This window comes from Salinimicrobium maris, from assembly GCF_049680855.1.
GTDB lineage: Bacteria > Bacteroidota > Bacteroidia > Flavobacteriales > Flavobacteriaceae > Salinimicrobium.
In genome coordinates this window covers 94,580-110,623 of sequence record NZ_JBMPGS010000005.1, presented here as the reverse complement: position 1 = coordinate 110,623, position 16,044 = coordinate 94,580, and the positions used below count along the sequence as shown (strand labels likewise).

Below are 16,044 nucleotides of genomic sequence, written 5' to 3'. Positions count from 1 at the left end.
TAAGTCAGTAGATTCAATAAATAACTGCTAGTGCGCAGATGAAATGGCTAATATGCTTCCTAAAAAAGCATTTTAGTCCATCCTTTCGAAATCTATTTTATCACCTTCTTCAATGTTCCACTCCTGCACGAGTCCACCGTTAATTTCAAGAATAAATTGAGCAGGCTGGCCCGAAGGAAGTGGTGTTTCATCCATAGGCTTTGCATTCTCCTGGAAACTTACGGCTGTACTGTCACTTCCGAAGAACAAAATATCTAACGAAATGTACGTGTTCTTCATGTAAAAGGAGCGCTGGGCTGCTTCTGGATAGATGAACAACATGCCCTGGCTGTCTTCCATGCTTTCGCGGTACATAAGCCCGGTTTGTCGTTCATAAGAATCATCGGCGATCTCGATATCCAGCTTTTGAATGGTGTCACCCGAGGCTTTAACGAGGTAAAGTTCCCCTTCTTTTTCAAAGACAACTGGTTCGGGTTCAATGATTTTTTCGGCTTCAGGGTCGTCGCTGCAACCCAAAAGGAAACCACCAAGAATAAAGGCTAGAAGTGCATGTCTTTTCCTCATTTTACACGATCTTTTGTGGAGGGCCTGAACATAAAATAAAATCCGGCTAAAATAAACGGTATACTAAGCCATTGCCCGGTATTTAATGCCCAGGTAGCGCGTTCACCAACTTGTGGTTCTTTCATGAACTCAACAAAGAATCGAACCGTCCACAGCAATACCAGGAACAACCCGAAGATATAACCCAATTTTTCACTTTTCCTGGTCTTCCAATAGGTAAGCCATAGAATTAGGAATACGAAAAGATAACAAAATGCTTCATACAATTGTGCGGGATGACGGGGAAAATTTTCGCCCAACTGAACAAAAACAACTCCGAAGTCACTGTTCGTTGGTTTACCTATAATTTCAGAGTTCATAAAGTTTCCTATTCGCACAAAAATTCCACCGCAGGCTACGGGAATTACGATGCGATCCAGCACCCATAAAACCGGTTTATGAAGCACATTTTTGCAGTATAGGTACATGGCTGTAATGATCCCGATTGCCGCTCCGTGGCTTGCGAGTCCGCGAAAACCTGTGAATTCGAATTCAGGTTCAAAACGAACGGGAAGAAAAATTTCCAGTAAATGATCCTGAAAATAATCCCAGTCATAAAAAATCACATGCCCAAGTCTGGCTCCAATTAGAGTTGCTAAAACGGTGTAAATGAACAGGGAATCAAGCTTTTCAAGGGATACACCTTCTTTTTCGTAGATCCTTTTCATGAGGTACCAGCCAAGAGTAAAGGCTACGACAAACATTAAACTGTAAAAATGAATGGTGAAAAAACCAAGGTCTATTCCTTCTGAGGGATCCCAGTAGATTTTATTGAAAAGCATGCAGCGATTTTATATTTAGAGGTAAATATACGTATTTGTTGCTTTTCGGGAATTATTTTTCCTTCTGAAGTTTCTCCGGAACAGGGTCATATCCTGAACTTCCCCAGGGCTGGCATTTTGCAATACGTTTCATGCCAAGCCAGGTTCCGCGGAAAGGGCCATGTTTTTGAATGGCTTCTAAAGTGTATTGGGAACAGGTGGGCGTAAACCTGCAGGTGGCGGGAGTAAACGGGGAAATGGCCTGCTGGTAAAATTTCACCAGCCCAATCAATGGATATGATAACCATTTCTTCAGCATTATTTTCCCTTTTTTGGAAATCTAATTTAAGGAAAAAGTAGTTCCTTCCTTTCCATCTTTCAGCTGAATTCCCATTTTTTGTAATTCGTCACGTATTTGATCGCTGGTGGCAAAATCTTTATTCGCTCTGGCTTCTGCTCTCAAGCGTATTAAAAGTTCTACAGCTCCCGAAAGTTTTGCACTGGAATCATCGGCGGTTTCGTGTATATCTACCAGTCCCAGGACGTCAAAAAGGAAATCGCTCATGGTTGTTTTCAATACTTCAAGATCTTCTCCGGAAATGATTTCTTTGCCTTCTTTTGTGCTGTTGATGTGTTTCACGGCCTCAAAAAGATTTGCGATAAGGATAGGGCTGTTGAAATCATCATTCATTGCATCGTAGCATTTTTGTTTCCATGCAGTGACATCAAAAGAACTTTTTTCTGAAGCTGGTAATTCATTCAGCAAATGATAGGCGTCCATTAACCTGTAAAAACCTTTTTCACTTGCCAAAAGGGCTTCATTTGAAAAGTCAAGAATACTCCTGTAATGTGCCTGCAACATGAAGAAACGGGCAACGGCAGGAGCAAAGCCTTTTTCAAGGTTTGGATTGTCTCCCGTGAAAATTTCTGTAGGAAGAATATTGTTGCCGGTACTTTTGGCCATTTTCTTGCCGTTAAGAGTAAGCATATTGGCGTGCATCCAGTAATTCACAGGGCTTTTCCCAGTTGCAGCTTCTCCCTGGGCGATTTCACATTCGTGGTGAGGGAATTTAAGATCCATTCCGCCGCCGTGAATATCAAATTCTTCTCCCAAATATTTTGAGCTCATTACTGTACATTCCAGGTGCCAGCCAGGAAAGCCATCACTCCACGGGGAAGGCCATCTCATAATATGCTGTGGTTCTGCCTTTTTCCAGAGGGCAAAATCTTGCGGATTCCTTTTATCGCTTTGCGCGGTAAGCTCCCTGGTGTTGGGGATCATGTCTTCCAGCTTTCGGCCGCTAAGTTTCCCGTATTCATGAGTTTCGTTGAACTTAATAACATCAAAATAGACCGAACCATTTACTTCATAAGCAAATCCTTTCTCAAAAATTTCTTTTATGATCTCAATTTGTTCCACAATATGGCCTGTTGCCGTAGGCTCTATGCTGGGTGGAAGGTTGTTGAATTTTTGTAGAATGTTATGAAAATCGACGGTATATTTCTGAACCACTTCCATAGGCTCGATTTGCTCAAGCCTTGCTTTCTTAGCAATTCGGTCTTCACCCGAATCGGCATCATTTTCTAAATGTCCGGCATCAGTGATATTTCTAACATAGCGCACTTTATAGCCCAGGTGCTTGAGGTATCTAAAAACCAGGTCAAAAGAAATGAAAGTACGGCAGTTGCCCAGGTGCACATTGCTGTAAACCGTAGGACCGCAAACATACATTCCAATGTTTCCTTCGGTAAGGGGTTTAAAGGTTTCTTTCTCCTTTGAAATGGAATTATAGATCTTTAATTCCTGCTGCTGGTAAAGTGCCATAAAATAGAAGTTTTACTTCAGGTTTAGATGAAGATACTTAAAATTCGGTATCAAGATTTATGTAATCCAGGAAATCCCTTCTGGCTTCGGGATCTTTAAATCTTCCGCCGTATTCACTAGTGACTGTGCTGCTTTCAATATCACGAATTCCGCGGCTGTTCACACACAGGTGTTTTGCGTCGATCACGCAAGCTACATCTTCGGTTCCTAAAACTTCCTGAAGTTCTTTCACGATTTGCATCGTGAGTCTTTCCTGAACCTGGGGACGCTTTGCATAATAATCTACAATCCTGTTCATTTTTGAAAGCCCAACTACTGTACCATTGGATATATAACCCACATGAGCCCGGCCCACGATAGGAAGCAGGTGGTGTTCACAGGTAGAGTAAAGCGTAATATTTTTCTCAACCAGCATTTCACCGTATTTATATTTATTTTGAAAAGTAGATGCTTTCGGCTTTTCATCAGGATGAAGGCCGCTAAAGATTTCATTGACAAACATCTTCGCTACTCTTTTTGGGGTGCCCTTGAGACTGTCATCGCTAAGATCTAAACCTAAAGTGTTCATAATCTCCTTTACATTCTGCTGAATGATTTCGATTTTTTCGGCATCAGATTTATCAAATGCGTCCTTCCTCATAGGTGTATCTGTATTCGGACTTACAAATGCATCGCCCATTTCATCAATGGTCTCGTCTATATTATCTTTTTTCATAATTCATTTTAAAGAAGTTGAAGACTTCAGTTTAGGCTTGCAAAGATACATATTAAAACCCTTTTTTGGCAATTCAGCTGCATTGCAATTCTCTATACTTTTACAAAATAAAAAAGCAGCCCAAAAGCTGCTTTTTAAGAGGTCAGTAAGATTTTAAATCCCGAAACTCAACGTAAGGGTGTAATTCGAATTATTTCGGTTTATTTGAGCAGTATCTGTCAAGCCAACCTGGAACAACTGCGGATTATTTTCCTGTTCAAATGCGTCGTATGCTAAATCTAAGCGAGCATTTCCGAAGTTATACCCAAGGCCAAAAGAATATCCGTGAAGATCACCTATAGTGGATTCATTGTGGTAGGGGCTTTCTTCAAGCCTGTAGCCACCTCTTAAACTCCAGGCCATGAGACGATATTCCCCGCCTATTCTGTAAGAAGACGCCGCTTTTAATTCCTGCGCCATCAGGTCATTCTGAAAAGTAAATTCCGGGTCACCTGCAGGCTTGAATTTAGTGCTTGAATAATCTTTGTAGCTGTAATCAAAACTAACTAATCCCCGCCCGCCAAGAAGAAGTGCAACACTTCCGGTATATTTTGAAGGAGTTTGCAATGTGTATTCAGGATAAATGTTTAGTATCTGTGGATCTACGATGGCTTCTCCTTCGGCTTCACTATAGGTTTCAAGATACTGAGTAGTTTCTTCCGAAATGGAGTACCAGGTAGGAGATTCATAGGAACCTCCGATACGAAGATTTTTACCAATTTTTCCTATTGCACCGAGTTGAAAGGAAAATCCACTTCCGAGGGTGCTAAGACGATCTTCGAGATACACTTCATTAATGCCACTTCCAGGGTTATTGTTTGTCTCAAAGAGCGTAGTGATTCGATCGTAATTTATAAAGTGGGTATTTAGATTTAATCCTAAATACCAGTCGTCTTTATATTGAGTAGCAAAATTAAATGAAAATTTTCCGTTAAGGCCGGTAGTTGCATAGGCATATTCCTGTTCAAAATTTCCCGGGGCTATATTGGAAGAGTAAAGCGTGTTTTCGAAGTTTTCAGGATCATTTGCATTAATTAAATACGCCTGATAGCCTAAAAGCGCCTGTTGAGCACCAAAGCCGCGGTTTTCTCCTAGCCATGAGTATAACTCTGCTACTGTTTCGCCTTCTACGGGTATTAATAGATCTAAAGGAACTCCATTGGCATATCCAAGATAGTAGCTGTCTATAGAGCGTCTTTGATTTGTGCCCGCTGCCAGGAACTGATCTTCATAATCTGAAGATTTTGTGTAGTTAAAGCCGACTGTAAATTTTCTCCAGTCATTTTCTTCATTATAGCTGTTGAAAACAAAAACTCCACCCGCCTGGCCAAGGTCAATATTGCTGTTGGAGCTGCTGCTAGAACCATTGAAATACTGTGTATCATTTTCGAGATTATTAACTCCAAGTGAAAATCCTGCAAAGCTATTAAGGAACACCGCAGAACCGGCTGGGTTTACATTAAGAGAGGAGAGATCGCCTCCCAGGGCTCCAAAGGCTCCGCTCATTGCCCTGTATCTTGCCGTTCCATTCAAATCTGACCTTGAATAGCGTACGGCATCGGTAATATTTTGAGCCTCCACTACCATGCTGGTCATGGCAATGAAGGCAAAAATTAATCTTTTCATCTAATAATAATTATTTGTGATATTAATTTCCTCTTCCTCTACTGGATCTTGATGACCCACCTGACGATCTTGAAGTTCCCGAAGATCTTGAGCTGGAAGAAGATCTAACAGTTCCTGAGCTTCTTGAATTAGAAGTTGATCTTCGCACTTCTCTTGAAGAGTTGTTGTTATAAGTATTGCTTCGACGCGTTGTTCTCGCTTCGGTGCTCCTTTCGTAAGATCTGGTATTAGAAGAAGATCTGTAAGCAGAATTACTTCGGCCTCTTGAGCGGCTATCAGCAGTTTCTACTCTGGAAGCTCTGGTGCTGTAAGTCCTATTTTGGCTCGCAGTCCTGTTACTTCTTAGTAACAAAGAACTACGGTCTGCACGAACTCCTCTAGAATTTGAATAAGACTGAATTCGAGAAGATCGAGCATCTGCATTACTTCTACCTTCAGACCTGAAATCCATGTAAGAATTTCTTCTGCCTTCATTGTATGCTACATTTCTTCTAAAATAGTAAGGTGTGCTATAGGGGTAGCCATAGTCATAATAGTACGGGTGCCTGTTCCAACCTGAATTCCAGTAGTTCCATCCCCAGCTATTGTAATAACCATAGCTATATCTCCATGGGTATCCATACCATGGACTGGTTGCGTAGCCATAGCCATAACCGTATCCAAATCCATATCCGCGCCCAAAGTCTCTTCCAAAAAATGGATTGTAGTTATAATTGTAAAAACCTACATATCCCATGTATGGGTTGTATGGATCAAAATATGGAGCATACGGATAGTTGTTGCCGTAGATATTAATAGCTATTTCATCTGGGTCTGCTCCCCATGGTGCACTGCCTCCACGATATTGAAGGTCTTCCTGTACAAACATTTCATTATCATACGCGCCGGTGGAAGTATATCCATCTATATCAGTGAAAATCGCACCTTCTGTGGGTACGTTTCCAAATCTTTCTGCACTTTCTGCAAAAAGCTGCTTATAATATAGCGATTCTTCATAAGATTCGACGTAATCATCGGCTGTTACCGCCTCCTTCTTTTCAGAAGAAGAGTATATCCCGTCACTGCCGTAGCCGGAATACTGGTACGAACCACAGGAAGCCAATAATAAAAGAACTGGAGCAAAGAGAAGTGCCCTTTGCTTAAAACTTAATAGGTAAAATAGTTTCATGGCTTCGGTTTTTTAATATTGAACAATGTATAAAAATAGTTAGTTTTGCGCTAGACATTTTTATTTATATAATAAGGCGCAACATTTGTGCCAAAACACAGGTAGATGGCAAAGAATTTAACGACCCGTGAAGAGGATTATTCGCGGTGGTACAATGAATTAGTGGTGAAAGCAAATCTTGCTGAAAACTCTGCAGTGAGAGGCTGTATGGTGATTAAACCTTATGGCTATGCAATATGGGAGAAGATGCAGGCGCAGCTCGATAAAATGTTTAAGGAAACGGGTCATGAAAATGCCTATTTTCCTTTGTTTGTGCCTAAAAGTCTTTTTGAAGCAGAAGAAAAGAATGCTGAAGGTTTTGCTAAAGAATGCGCCGTAGTAACTCATTACAGGTTAAAAACAGATCCTGACGATAGCAGTAAACTCATAGTAGATCCTGAAGCCAAGCTGGAGGAAGAATTGATTGTGAGGCCAACTTCCGAAGCTATAATTTGGAACACTTATAAAGGCTGGGTGCAATCTTATCGTGACCTGCCAATTCTTATTAACCAATGGGCAAATGTAGTGCGATGGGAAATGAGAACCCGCTTGTTTCTTCGAACGGCCGAATTTTTATGGCAGGAAGGACATACCGCTCACGCTACCAAAGATGAAGCTTTAGCCGAAGCGGAACAAATGAATAATATCTATGCCGAATTTGCTGAGAATTTTATGGCGATTCCGGTAATAAAAGGACTTAAAACCGAAAGTGAACGTTTTGCAGGAGCCGAGGAAACTTATTGTATTGAAGCGCTTATGCAAGATGGAAAAGCGTTGCAGGCAGGAACTTCTCATTTCCTGGGGCAGAATTTTGCTAAGGCTTTTGATGTGAAATTTGCTTCAAAAGAAGGAAATTTGGAGCATGTTTGGGCGACTTCCTGGGGAGTTTCCACACGGCTCATGGGAGCTTTGATCATGACTCATAGTGATGATAAAGGTCTCGTGCTGCCGCCAAACCTGGCCCCAATTCAGGTGGTGATCGTTCCAATTTACAAAGGGGAAGAGCAGTTGAACCAGATTTCTGAAGTTGCCAATAGGCTGGTTGATGAACTTAGAGGGCAGGGCATTTCTGTTAAGTACGACAATAGAGATACCCAAAAACCGGGATGGAAATTTGCGCAGTATGAATTGCAGGGAGTACCCGTAAGAATCGCTATTGGGCCAAAGGATCTTGAAAAGGGATCTGTGGAGCTGGCGCGAAGGGATACCTTGAGCAAAGAATTTGTATCACAGGGTGACGTGGTAGAGAAGGTGAAAGGGCTTATGATTGAAATTCAGGAGAACCTACATACACGTGCACTGAATTTTCGGGACACGCATATTACTGAAGTAGATGATTTTGAAGAATTTAAGAAAGTGCTGAAAGAAAAAGGAGGGTTTATTTCAGCGCACTGGGATGGTACAGCAGAGACCGAAACGAAAATAAAAGAGCAGACAAAGGCGACTATACGATGTATTCCTTTTGACGGGAAAAAGGAAGAAGGAGCCTGTGTTTACACAGGAAAACCGTCTTCTCAGCGTGTCCTTTTCGCTAAGGCCTATTAAAATTTTTAAAAAAATTATCTCAACATTTGCGGCATTGAAAAATAGTTGTATTTTTGCATCCGCAATTAAGAAATAATTGGTCCGTTCGTCTAGGGGTTAGGACGCCAGGTTTTCATCCTGGTAACAGGGGTTCGATTCCCCTACGGACTACTAAAGATTTACAGTCGGTAAGTCGATTTGAAATAATGAATTTTGGTCCGTTCGTCTAGGGGTTAGGACGCCAGGTTTTCATCCTGGTAACAGGGGTTCGATTCCCCTACGGACTACTATAAGAGAATTAATAAAACATAAGTGTAATGGCAAATCATAAGTCAGCGTTAAAGAGAATCCGTAGCAATGAGACGAAGCGTCTTAGAAATCGCTACCAGCACAAGACGACAAGGAACGCGATTAAGAAGTTACGTGAGGCAGAGAAGCAGGAGGCTGAGACTTTATTCCCTACAGTAGTTGGGATGATTGATAAATTAGCTAAGAAGAACATCATTCACGATAATAAGGCTTCTAACATTAAATCTAAGTTAGCTAAGCACGTAGCAGCGCTTTAATTAAATAGTGTTCAATTTATATAGGGAGTGCCTTCTGTAACAACAGAAGGCATTTTTTATGCATTAAAATCTCTTCAAAAAGCCTTTTTCCGGTAAAAGATCTATTATCATAGAATTCATTTGTACTTAATAATTTTCGTTATGAATAGATCTCTTTACAAATATTTAAAACCTGCGTAATATAGTCCCTAAGGATACGTCGTATATTTACACTGAACCTATAAAGTCTGGGGCAATGAATAAATCGCAACCGTATACGGGTGAATTCATATCTGGAAATAAGCGGAAATCTGGTTTGAATGCTTTTCTTAAACTTCTTGTAAAATGGACCTGGAGGGTTCTCCTGGCGCTGTTGGTCTGGCTTCTTTTAATGGCATCTTTTTTTGTACTTTAAATAATGACCCTAGCTGAAGATTAAATTTTCTTCGCTAATTACGGTCTTTTTCCAAATGTAAATCCATCCATCATGGAAAGGGATAAGGAGGGCTTTGTTAACAATCTTATAAATGTCATTTTTCTCCTGTTTTTTAAAGCTAACTTACCTGAAGGTAAATCTAAAAACGGAAAAAATGTCAAAAATCAACAAGTATTTCTTGATTGGAACCTTCGGGATGGCTGCAAATTCTTCCTTGCATATCTTAATAGGAAGTTTTCTTTCAGAAGAGTTTATTGACACCACTTCTGCCTTCCTTTATTTCGTTTTTGCAGTTTTTCTTATTATTGGAACCACAATAATGATCAAAAGGAAAAGAAATCAGCAGGTTTCTGCTTGATTTAAAATCTACTGTATAGAAGTACTTTCTTTAAATTTAAAGAGGCTTCTGAAATGGCATTTTTGACGCTTCTGTTCAAAATAGTTTAGCTTCTTCTAAAACATTTTTTCGGAAAAGCTTCACATATCTTTATTACATTAAGAATGTGATATTGTATAATTTAGAGTAATTATTATTCTACGATTAAAAGAAAAAGCTATGTCTGAGGAATTGAAAAAGAATGAGGATAATAAATTTATTCCTATGACCTCCGTTTCCGGAGGAAAAGAAAGAGCACTTTCAGAAGACGTTCTTTACTACACCAATCAAATTGTAAATGTGATCTTCATTGGGAAACCAAATTCTCAGGATTGGGTTCTTGTTGATGCGGGAATGCCAAAATCTGCAGAGAAAATAGTAAAGGTCGCAGAAGATCGCTTCGGAAAAGACCGCAAACCTTCTGCTATTCTGCTCACTCATGGGCATTTCGATCATACCGGCTCGCTCATTGAACTCATAAAAAAATGGGAGGTACCGGTTTATGCCCATCCGCTGGAATTTCCTTATCTCACTGGCGAAAAAGCATATCCTGAACCCGACGCGTCTGTGGAGGGTGGAACATTAGCCAAAATTTCTAAGGTTTATCCTCATGAACCAATTGATATCTCAAAAACTTTGAAGGAACTTCCTGCAGATCAATCAGTGCCTGGGCTGCCGGACTGGAAGTGGTTGCACACGCCCGGTCATTCTCCGGGTCATGTTTCCTTCTTCAGAGAAAAAGACAGAATGCTGGTTGCAGGCGACGCTTTTGTGACGGTAAAGCAGGATTCCCTGTACAAGGTTTTGGTTCAGAAGAAAGAGATTCATGGACCGCCACGATACTTAACCACCAATTGGAGTGCTGCCTGGGATTCTGTACGCAAACTAGATGCTTTGCATCCGGAAACTGCAGTTACAGGTCACGGTACTGCCATGGAAGGAGAAGAACTTCAAAACGGACTTCAATATCTTATGGAAAATTTTGAAGAATTAGCAATTCCGGACTATGGAAAATTTGTAAAGAATAAGAGGGAGAGCTGAAGTTTATTCCAAAAAGGGCATTTTTCGTTCGCTTTTTTAAAAAATGGAATAACCGGTAAGCGTGGTAAGTCTTTCTAAAGCCGCCATTCCCAGGGCAGAATTTCCTTTTGGGTTCAAAGGCGGACTCCAAACTGCAACCGAATAATGATCGGGATGCACGGCCACGATTCCACCACCAACGCCACTTTTGCCGGGTAACCCAACTTCAAAACTAAATTCTCCCGCTTCATCGTAAAATCCACAGGTTTGCATAAGCGCATTTATACGTTTTACTTGTTGAGCAGAAAGGATCTCCCTTTCCGATTCCAGAGTGGTACCTTCGTTTGCAAAGACAATAAAAGCCTGGGCCAGTTCTTTGCAGGACATGGCAAGCGAACATTGATGAAAGTAAAAATCTAGCACATCATCTACGTCGTTCTCTATATTGCCAAAGGATTTCATGTAATTTACCAGTGCATAGTTTCGATAACCTTCAGACCTTTCTGAAGCTGCCACTGTTTCATCATAGCAAATGCTGGGATCTCCTGTGATCTCGTGCAAAAATGTAAGCAGTGCTGCTTTTGGATTCGTGAAATAGGAAACGAGTACATCGGCAACAACCAATGCTCCTGCATTTATAAAAGGATTCCTTGGGATACCTCCTTCATTTTCCAAAGAAGAAAGTGAATTGAAAGGATCTCCCGAAGGTTCCACGTCAACCCGGTTCCAAAGATCATCACCAATAACTTTCATTGCAAGAGCAAGGGAAAAGACTTTGGAAATACTTTGAATGGAAAAGCGTTCGTTGCTGTCGCCAAAGTTGAAATGTCCCTCATTAAGATCATAAAGGTGCATGCCAAATTTATCCGCAGGAACCTTAGCAAGTTCTGGAATGTAAGAGGCTACTTTCCCCGAAACTTTGCTGTCTTTAAATTCGTTTTCAATCTGGTTTAAAATTGTTTGGTATTCCATTTAGTTTAGATCCTTGAGAGAGCTTTCGTTTTCTATTTCGTAAGGTAACTTTTCTGCCTCGAAAATTCGGGCGCTTTTACCTCCTTTTAACGTTATTTCCTCTCCTTTTACCTCCAGCCAGCTTCCTTCACGTAATCCAACCACCGGCTGTGAATTGAAATGGTGGAATTCTTTAATTCTTGTTTCCCGAGTTTCTCCCTTATGCGTGGAATTGGGATCGGGATCAAGATAATGGGCGTTGAAATTAAATGGCACCAGTCCAAGGGTGGTGAAGTTTGGAGGATAAACAATAGGCATGTCATTCGTGGTCCTCATGGTGAGGCCGGCAATATTTGTACCTGCACTGGTGCCCAGGTAAGGCGTATCGTTAAGAAGAGTTTCCTTGAGAACGGGCAGTAATTTATGGCTGTAAAGCTGTTGTACCAGGAGAAAAGTATTTCCGCCGCCGGTAAAAATGGCTTCCGCATTTTGTATGGCCTTTGCGGGATCAGTGAATTCATGTAATCCACGCACTTTTATGTTTATTCTTTCAAGGGCAGATGCGGCAAGGCCTGTATAATCTTCATGAGAAATCCCACCGGGCCGCGCGTAGGGAATAAAGAGAATTTCTGAACAGCAAGAGAAATGCTTCCTGATCTCGGGTAAAAGATATTCAAGATATTTTTGTTCGTGAAGAGTGGAAGTGCTTGCCAGCAAAAGATTTTTCATAAAAAGAAATTTTTATTTGTAAAGTTAGAGAAAAATGAGGTTTTGGTTGGAAATGGAGAATTTTTGAGCCCGTTTTGTGCGGGATTTTAACGAAAGTTTAGTCGGGAATTACATTTTTGATAAGAGAACATTTCGTTACTTTAAGAAAAGCAGCAACATGAAACGTCTATTTATAATCTCTTTTTTACTCATTTTCAGTTTTGTTTCTGCCCAGGAAACGAAGAGAAATGTCATTTACGGAAAAATTTCTGTTCCTACGGGAGATAGTCCTGAAGGAATTACAATTATTAATCAGCAAACGGGTAGTGGTACAGTTTCTTCAGAAGCGGGAACCTTCAGCATTCGTGTGGCCCAAGGGGATACCTTACAATTTTCGGCTGTGCAATACCAGAAGTTTTCTGTAATCGTTGATGAAGGTGTAGTAGATTCCGGAGAGCTTATAGTAGATATTTCCGAAACGATCTATGAGCTGCCCGAAGTGGTCGTAAGTCCGGTGGACCTATCGGGGTATGTTGAGGTGGATGTGGCGCGAATCCCCGTAGAGAAAGTAGATTTGCCCCAAATGACGGCAGCCGAGATTGAGGATACGGACTATGATTTTAGACCCGATGATCTTACGTCACCTGCAAATGCGGCCATGAGGAGCAGTATGATCTACAGCGGAACCCAAATCGCAGATATCTTTAGACGCATTTTTACTCCAAAAAGCGGTGATGCGGTGAGCTGGACCAGAGATTTGAAAAAACGCCGCCTTCCGGAAGTGGATAAAGTAGTTGAAGAACTCTATGATGACGAATTTTTTATCAATTATTTAGGCATCAAAAGGGAAAACATTTATGAATTTATCTATTTTGCTCAGGATAACGGTCTGCGGGAAGAAATGTTGGAGGAAGAAAATGAACTCGATCTTATAAAATTCCTTGTAGCTCAAAGTGAAAAATATAAAGAGCGATAAAAATGTCATTTTTTAGATATTTAGTGTATACGTTTCTTTCTGAATCAATTCCAGAATCTTATTTGGCAAGACTCTTTTTCCAGGTTTAACAGAAAAATTTGTTTCTTTAGGCAAAATTCTCTGATGAAAAACCTCTTTTTCGCCTGTTTTCTACTCGTATTTGGGCATTGCGTTGGGCAAACTTCAGGAAGAATTGAAATACAGGGAGAGATCATGGTTCCGCCTGGTTTTGAGGCTGAAGGAATCACCATTTATAATGAAAATGCAAATCGCGGAGCGGTTTCAGGGGAAAAAGGTGCATTTAACTTACCTGTAAAGGAAGGAGATTCACTACGTTTTTCGGCGGTCCATTTTCAGCAGCTTTTGGTGGTGGTGAGTAGAAAAATAGTAGAATCGGGAAACCTGGTAGTGGAAATTTCTGAAGAAATAAATGAATTACCCGAAATAGTAATACGGCCGCATAATCTTTCCGGCGTGATTACCGAAGATTTAAAAAAGATAGAAGTAGAGGAGATTCAATCTTCACAATTCGTATACAAAAATGTAAAAGACCTTCATTTTGCACCCGATTCTCAAACGGTGCCAAAGAATGCGGCCCTAGGAGAGACAGGGGCAATGGCTCCCGCCTCCCTTGACATTCTGGCCATATTGGGGCTTGTTCGCCACCTGTTTCCTAAGAAAACCAAAAAGGAAGAGGTGAAGATTAGCTATGACTTTTTAGACCGCGAACTTCGCAGAAGATATCCTGATGAATTTTTTAAATCTACCCTTGAATTAAAATCTGAAGAGATCAATGACTTCATCTTTTTTGCTGAAGAAAATGGTTTAAACGCTCAACTGATGCAGAAGGAAAAAGAAATGGACCTGCTGCAGTTTCTTATCGAGCAGAGTAAGGTTTATAATCAGCGAAAATTAGGAGAATAGAATTTTTTCTTTCTGGGTTTCCGTAAGCGCTTTACCGACCAATTTGATTAACTCTTCTGTGCTGGTAGTGTTAGTATTTACCGCCATGCTGCCATGGTTGTAAGGCGCATACCTATCTGGATTGGTGCAGGAGAACAGCCCCAGGGTTGGGGTGCCCGAGGCGCTGGCGAGGTGCATGATGCCACTATCGGCGCCAATGAAAACAGCCGTATTATGAATAAAAGCTCCAATTTCCCTAATGTCTTTACTATAAAAAGAAGGCGCTTTAAAATCAATTCTGGAAACATTTTCTACCGGCAAGACTTCTACAATGTTGTATTCATCAGCGAATTTCTTAAGTAGGCTGCCATACACTTCTTTCCACCATTCTTCGGAATGTCTTTTTCTACCGGTTGCAAAAGTGAAAATTGCAATGGTCTTTTTATTGTTTTTTACAAGCTCGTCCAAAATCTTCTTTCCTGCTGCAATTTCAGAAGTACTTAATTCAAGATTTAAAGAAGGAACCGGCTTCTTATTTTTAGAATATCCTAACCTGCTAATGCATTCCCTAAAGTGGTATACGGGAAATTTAGCCATGTGAAACTTTTCGGCTTCAAAAGGCCTGTCCTCTTCCATATTCCCAAAGAATTTCAAATCTGCATTTGCAAATTTTGTAGCAAGCGTGCCGGAGGAAGAACCTTTGTCGATATTCACCACAATGTCATAGCGATGCTTCTTGAGATCTACCCAGCTTTTCCCATATTGAAAAAGTTGTTTGAACGGCTTTCGTGGCAGCTTTGGTATTTTGTCCACGCTTTTGTAATTCTGAAGAACAATTGGGCCTAAATTACCTTTTAAAAAGACGTCGATCTTACATTTTGGAAAAGTTTGTTCTATCTCCTGGATAAGAGGTGTTACCAGGAGCAGATTTCCCAGCCGGTGGTTGGGTCGGATAATGAGAATCCGCTTGATTTCTCCTTTTTTCAGTGCTCCGGAAACGGGTGGAAAACTAGACTTACCAATATTTCGGGTAAGGGAATGCATTACCTTTCTTCTAACGGGATTCAGCTTTTTAAAAACACTCATAATATATTTTATGGGATAAAAGTAATTAATAATCTGGAAGAGACACAGGATAATTCCTTCAGAAACATAGAGCATATGTCAAATATCATGCTAGAAATGAGCTTCTTATATTTTCTTCAGAAATAAGGTTCATTTTTGCCCTTTTTGAGACCCTAAATTTTCTGCTTTTAATGTGGAATGCTTTTTGATTTCCTACTTTTGCTATCTTCAGCGAATACTTATGAAAAAATTACTGCTACTACTCTTATTATTTCCCTTACTTTCTTTTAATTCTGCTCATAAATTTTACGTGAGTGTGACCGATATGGTTTACAATGATGAAAGCCAATCCTTACAAATTATTTCCCGGGTCTTTATTGATGATATGGAAAAGCTCCTTAAGGCCCGATACAGTGATGAACTTTATCTTGATAAAAACGACGAGCATCCTGCAGCCGATGGTTTTTTGCAGAAATATTATGAAGATAAGTTGCAGGTGAGCATAAAAGGGGAGCTGAAGCAGGTGAATTACATTGGGAAGAAATATGAAAACGATCAACTGGTGCTTTTCCTGGAAGTAGAGAAATTGGCTTCACCACCTGAAGTAACAGTTAAAAATGAGGTTTTAACAGATCTATTTCCAGAACAAAAGAATGTGGTGCATGTAACGCGCAACGATATTACCAGAAGCCTTATTTTGACCCGCAATAATAAAAGTGGAAGAATAAAATTCGGAAACTAAAAGTTGCTAAACCTCCAGAAAT

Annotated in this window: 17 protein-coding genes and 2 tRNA genes; 9 read left to right on the top strand and 10 right to left on the bottom strand. The window is 40.5% G+C overall.

Going from position 1 to position 16,044, the window contains the following annotated elements:
- Nucleotides 1–72 precede the first annotated feature (72 nt).
- The 7 genes from ACOV1Q_RS14150 to ACOV1Q_RS14120 form a co-directional block, all read right to left on the bottom strand.
- Nucleotides 73–564, bottom strand: coding sequence for a DUF192 domain-containing protein (locus tag ACOV1Q_RS14150; RefSeq protein WP_424495056.1), 492 nt, complete (start codon nt 562–564; stop codon nt 73–75).
- Entirely contained in the window at nt 561–1,385 is an 825-nt protein-coding gene (gene lgt, locus ACOV1Q_RS14145; RefSeq protein WP_424495055.1) for a prolipoprotein diacylglyceryl transferase, read from the bottom strand. Before lgt ends, ACOV1Q_RS14150 begins: the two co-directional genes overlap by 4 nt.
- A 52-nt stretch (nt 1,386–1,437) precedes the next feature.
- A complete protein-coding gene (gene yidD, locus ACOV1Q_RS14140; RefSeq protein ID WP_424495054.1) occupies nt 1,438–1,683 on the bottom strand; it encodes a membrane protein insertion efficiency factor YidD in 246 nt (81 codons plus the stop codon).
- Nucleotides 1,684–1,704: 21 nt separating this feature from the next.
- Nucleotides 1,705–3,189 carry a cysteine--tRNA ligase gene (cysS, locus tag ACOV1Q_RS14135; RefSeq protein WP_424495053.1) on the bottom strand — a complete coding sequence of 495 codons (1,485 nt, stop codon included), beginning with the start codon at nt 3,187–3,189 and terminating at the stop codon, nt 1,705–1,707.
- A gap of 37 nt (nt 3,190–3,226) precedes the next feature.
- The gene (gene folE, locus ACOV1Q_RS14130; RefSeq protein ID WP_424495052.1) at nt 3,227–3,904 is read right to left on the bottom strand and encodes a GTP cyclohydrolase I FolE; all 678 of its coding nucleotides are present in this window, start codon (nt 3,902–3,904) and stop codon (nt 3,227–3,229) included.
- A 153-nt stretch (nt 3,905–4,057) separates the two neighbouring features.
- The gene (locus ACOV1Q_RS14125) at nt 4,058–5,569 is read right to left on the bottom strand and encodes an OmpP1/FadL family transporter (protein ID WP_424495051.1); all 1,512 of its coding nucleotides are present in this window, start codon (nt 5,567–5,569) and stop codon (nt 4,058–4,060) included.
- A gap of 22 nt (nt 5,570–5,591) precedes the next feature.
- Entirely contained in the window at nt 5,592–6,737 is a 1,146-nt protein-coding gene (locus ACOV1Q_RS14120) for a hypothetical protein (RefSeq protein ID WP_424495050.1), read from the bottom strand.
- 105 nt (nt 6,738–6,842) lie between these two features.
- Between ACOV1Q_RS14120 and proS the strand changes: the two genes are divergently transcribed.
- From proS to ACOV1Q_RS14090, 6 genes are all read left to right on the top strand, one after another.
- Entirely contained in the window at nt 6,843–8,321 is a 1,479-nt protein-coding gene (gene proS / locus ACOV1Q_RS14115) for a proline--tRNA ligase (RefSeq protein ID WP_424495049.1), read from the top strand.
- A gap of 78 nt (nt 8,322–8,399) precedes the next feature.
- Nucleotides 8,400–8,471: transfer RNA gene (locus ACOV1Q_RS14110), tRNA-Glu, on the top strand.
- Nucleotides 8,472–8,515: 44 nt separating this feature from the next.
- Nucleotides 8,516–8,587: transfer RNA gene (locus ACOV1Q_RS14105), tRNA-Glu, on the top strand.
- A gap of 30 nt (nt 8,588–8,617) precedes the next feature.
- Nucleotides 8,618–8,866, top strand: coding sequence for a 30S ribosomal protein S20 (gene rpsT, locus ACOV1Q_RS14100; RefSeq protein WP_424495048.1), 249 nt, complete (start codon nt 8,618–8,620; stop codon nt 8,864–8,866).
- A 569-nt stretch (nt 8,867–9,435) separates the two neighbouring features.
- On the top strand, nt 9,436–9,639 hold the full coding sequence (locus ACOV1Q_RS14095; RefSeq protein ID WP_424495047.1) for a hypothetical protein: 204 nt from the start codon (nt 9,436–9,438) through the stop codon (nt 9,637–9,639).
- Nucleotides 9,640–9,837: 198 nt separating this feature from the next.
- Nucleotides 9,838–10,698, top strand: coding sequence for an MBL fold metallo-hydrolase (locus ACOV1Q_RS14090; protein ID WP_424495046.1), 861 nt, complete (start codon nt 9,838–9,840; stop codon nt 10,696–10,698).
- A 36-nt stretch (nt 10,699–10,734) separates the two neighbouring features.
- Here ACOV1Q_RS14090 and ACOV1Q_RS14085 read toward each other — a convergent pair whose 3' ends face one another.
- Nucleotides 10,735–11,649 carry a glutaminase gene (locus ACOV1Q_RS14085; RefSeq protein WP_424495045.1) on the bottom strand — a complete coding sequence of 305 codons (915 nt, stop codon included), beginning with the start codon at nt 11,647–11,649 and terminating at the stop codon, nt 10,735–10,737.
- The gene (gene pepE, locus ACOV1Q_RS14080) at nt 11,650–12,357 is read right to left on the bottom strand and encodes a dipeptidase PepE (protein ID WP_424495044.1); all 708 of its coding nucleotides are present in this window, start codon (nt 12,355–12,357) and stop codon (nt 11,650–11,652) included. It abuts the gene before it with no gap.
- Between the two features lie 157 nt (nt 12,358–12,514).
- Here pepE and ACOV1Q_RS14075 point away from each other — a divergent pair, with 157 nt between their 5' ends.
- Together ACOV1Q_RS14075 and ACOV1Q_RS14070 are read left to right on the top strand one after the other, a co-directional pair.
- Nucleotides 12,515–13,312, top strand: a complete 798-nt coding sequence (locus tag ACOV1Q_RS14075; protein ID WP_424495043.1) for a peptidase associated/transthyretin-like domain-containing protein — start codon at nt 12,515–12,517, stop codon at nt 13,310–13,312.
- A gap of 123 nt (nt 13,313–13,435) precedes the next feature.
- A complete protein-coding gene (locus ACOV1Q_RS14070; protein ID WP_424495042.1) occupies nt 13,436–14,236 on the top strand; it encodes a peptidase associated/transthyretin-like domain-containing protein in 801 nt (266 codons plus the stop codon).
- Here the strand turns inward: ACOV1Q_RS14070 and ACOV1Q_RS14065 are convergent.
- Nucleotides 14,225–15,301: a glycosyltransferase family 9 protein gene (locus ACOV1Q_RS14065; protein ID WP_424495041.1), complete on the bottom strand. Its 1,077-nt coding sequence runs from the start codon at nt 15,299–15,301 to the stop codon at nt 14,225–14,227. The genes ACOV1Q_RS14070 and ACOV1Q_RS14065 overlap by 12 nt on opposite strands.
- A gap of 220 nt (nt 15,302–15,521) precedes the next feature.
- Here ACOV1Q_RS14065 and ACOV1Q_RS14060 point away from each other — a divergent pair, with 220 nt between their 5' ends.
- Nucleotides 15,522–16,022 carry a DUF6702 family protein gene (locus ACOV1Q_RS14060; RefSeq protein ID WP_424495040.1) on the top strand — a complete coding sequence of 167 codons (501 nt, stop codon included), beginning with the start codon at nt 15,522–15,524 and terminating at the stop codon, nt 16,020–16,022.
- Nucleotides 16,023–16,044: the final 22 nt, after the last annotated feature.

Bases quoted from the DNA above. Each gene is read 5' to 3' on its own strand.
- ACOV1Q_RS14150 (WP_424495056.1), bottom strand. From the start codon at position 564: ATGAGGAAAAGACATGCACTTCTAGCCTTTATTCTTGGTGGTTTCCTT.
- lgt (WP_424495055.1), bottom strand. From the start codon at position 1,385: ATGCTTTTCAATAAAATCTACTGGGATCCCTCAGAAGGAATAGACCTT.
- yidD (WP_424495054.1), bottom strand. From the start codon at position 1,683: ATGCTGAAGAAATGGTTATCATATCCATTGATTGGGCTGGTGAAATTT.
- cysS (WP_424495053.1), bottom strand. From the start codon at position 3,189: ATGGCACTTTACCAGCAGCAGGAATTAAAGATCTATAATTCCATTTCA.
- folE (WP_424495052.1), bottom strand. From the start codon at position 3,904: ATGAAAAAAGATAATATAGACGAGACCATTGATGAAATGGGCGATGCA.
- ACOV1Q_RS14125 (WP_424495051.1), bottom strand. From the start codon at position 5,569: ATGAAAAGATTAATTTTTGCCTTCATTGCCATGACCAGCATGGTAGTG.
- ACOV1Q_RS14120 (WP_424495050.1), bottom strand. From the start codon at position 6,737: ATGAAACTATTTTACCTATTAAGTTTTAAGCAAAGGGCACTTCTCTTT.
- proS (WP_424495049.1), top strand. From the start codon at position 6,843: ATGGCAAAGAATTTAACGACCCGTGAAGAGGATTATTCGCGGTGGTAC.
- rpsT (WP_424495048.1), top strand. From the start codon at position 8,618: ATGGCAAATCATAAGTCAGCGTTAAAGAGAATCCGTAGCAATGAGACG.
- ACOV1Q_RS14095 (WP_424495047.1), top strand. From the start codon at position 9,436: ATGTCAAAAATCAACAAGTATTTCTTGATTGGAACCTTCGGGATGGCT.
- ACOV1Q_RS14090 (WP_424495046.1), top strand. From the start codon at position 9,838: ATGTCTGAGGAATTGAAAAAGAATGAGGATAATAAATTTATTCCTATG.
- ACOV1Q_RS14085 (WP_424495045.1), bottom strand. From the start codon at position 11,649: ATGGAATACCAAACAATTTTAAACCAGATTGAAAACGAATTTAAAGAC.
- pepE (WP_424495044.1), bottom strand. From the start codon at position 12,357: ATGAAAAATCTTTTGCTGGCAAGCACTTCCACTCTTCACGAACAAAAA.
- ACOV1Q_RS14075 (WP_424495043.1), top strand. From the start codon at position 12,515: ATGAAACGTCTATTTATAATCTCTTTTTTACTCATTTTCAGTTTTGTT.
- ACOV1Q_RS14070 (WP_424495042.1), top strand. From the start codon at position 13,436: ATGAAAAACCTCTTTTTCGCCTGTTTTCTACTCGTATTTGGGCATTGC.
- ACOV1Q_RS14065 (WP_424495041.1), bottom strand. From the start codon at position 15,301: ATGAGTGTTTTTAAAAAGCTGAATCCCGTTAGAAGAAAGGTAATGCAT.
- ACOV1Q_RS14060 (WP_424495040.1), top strand. From the start codon at position 15,522: ATGAAAAAATTACTGCTACTACTCTTATTATTTCCCTTACTTTCTTTT.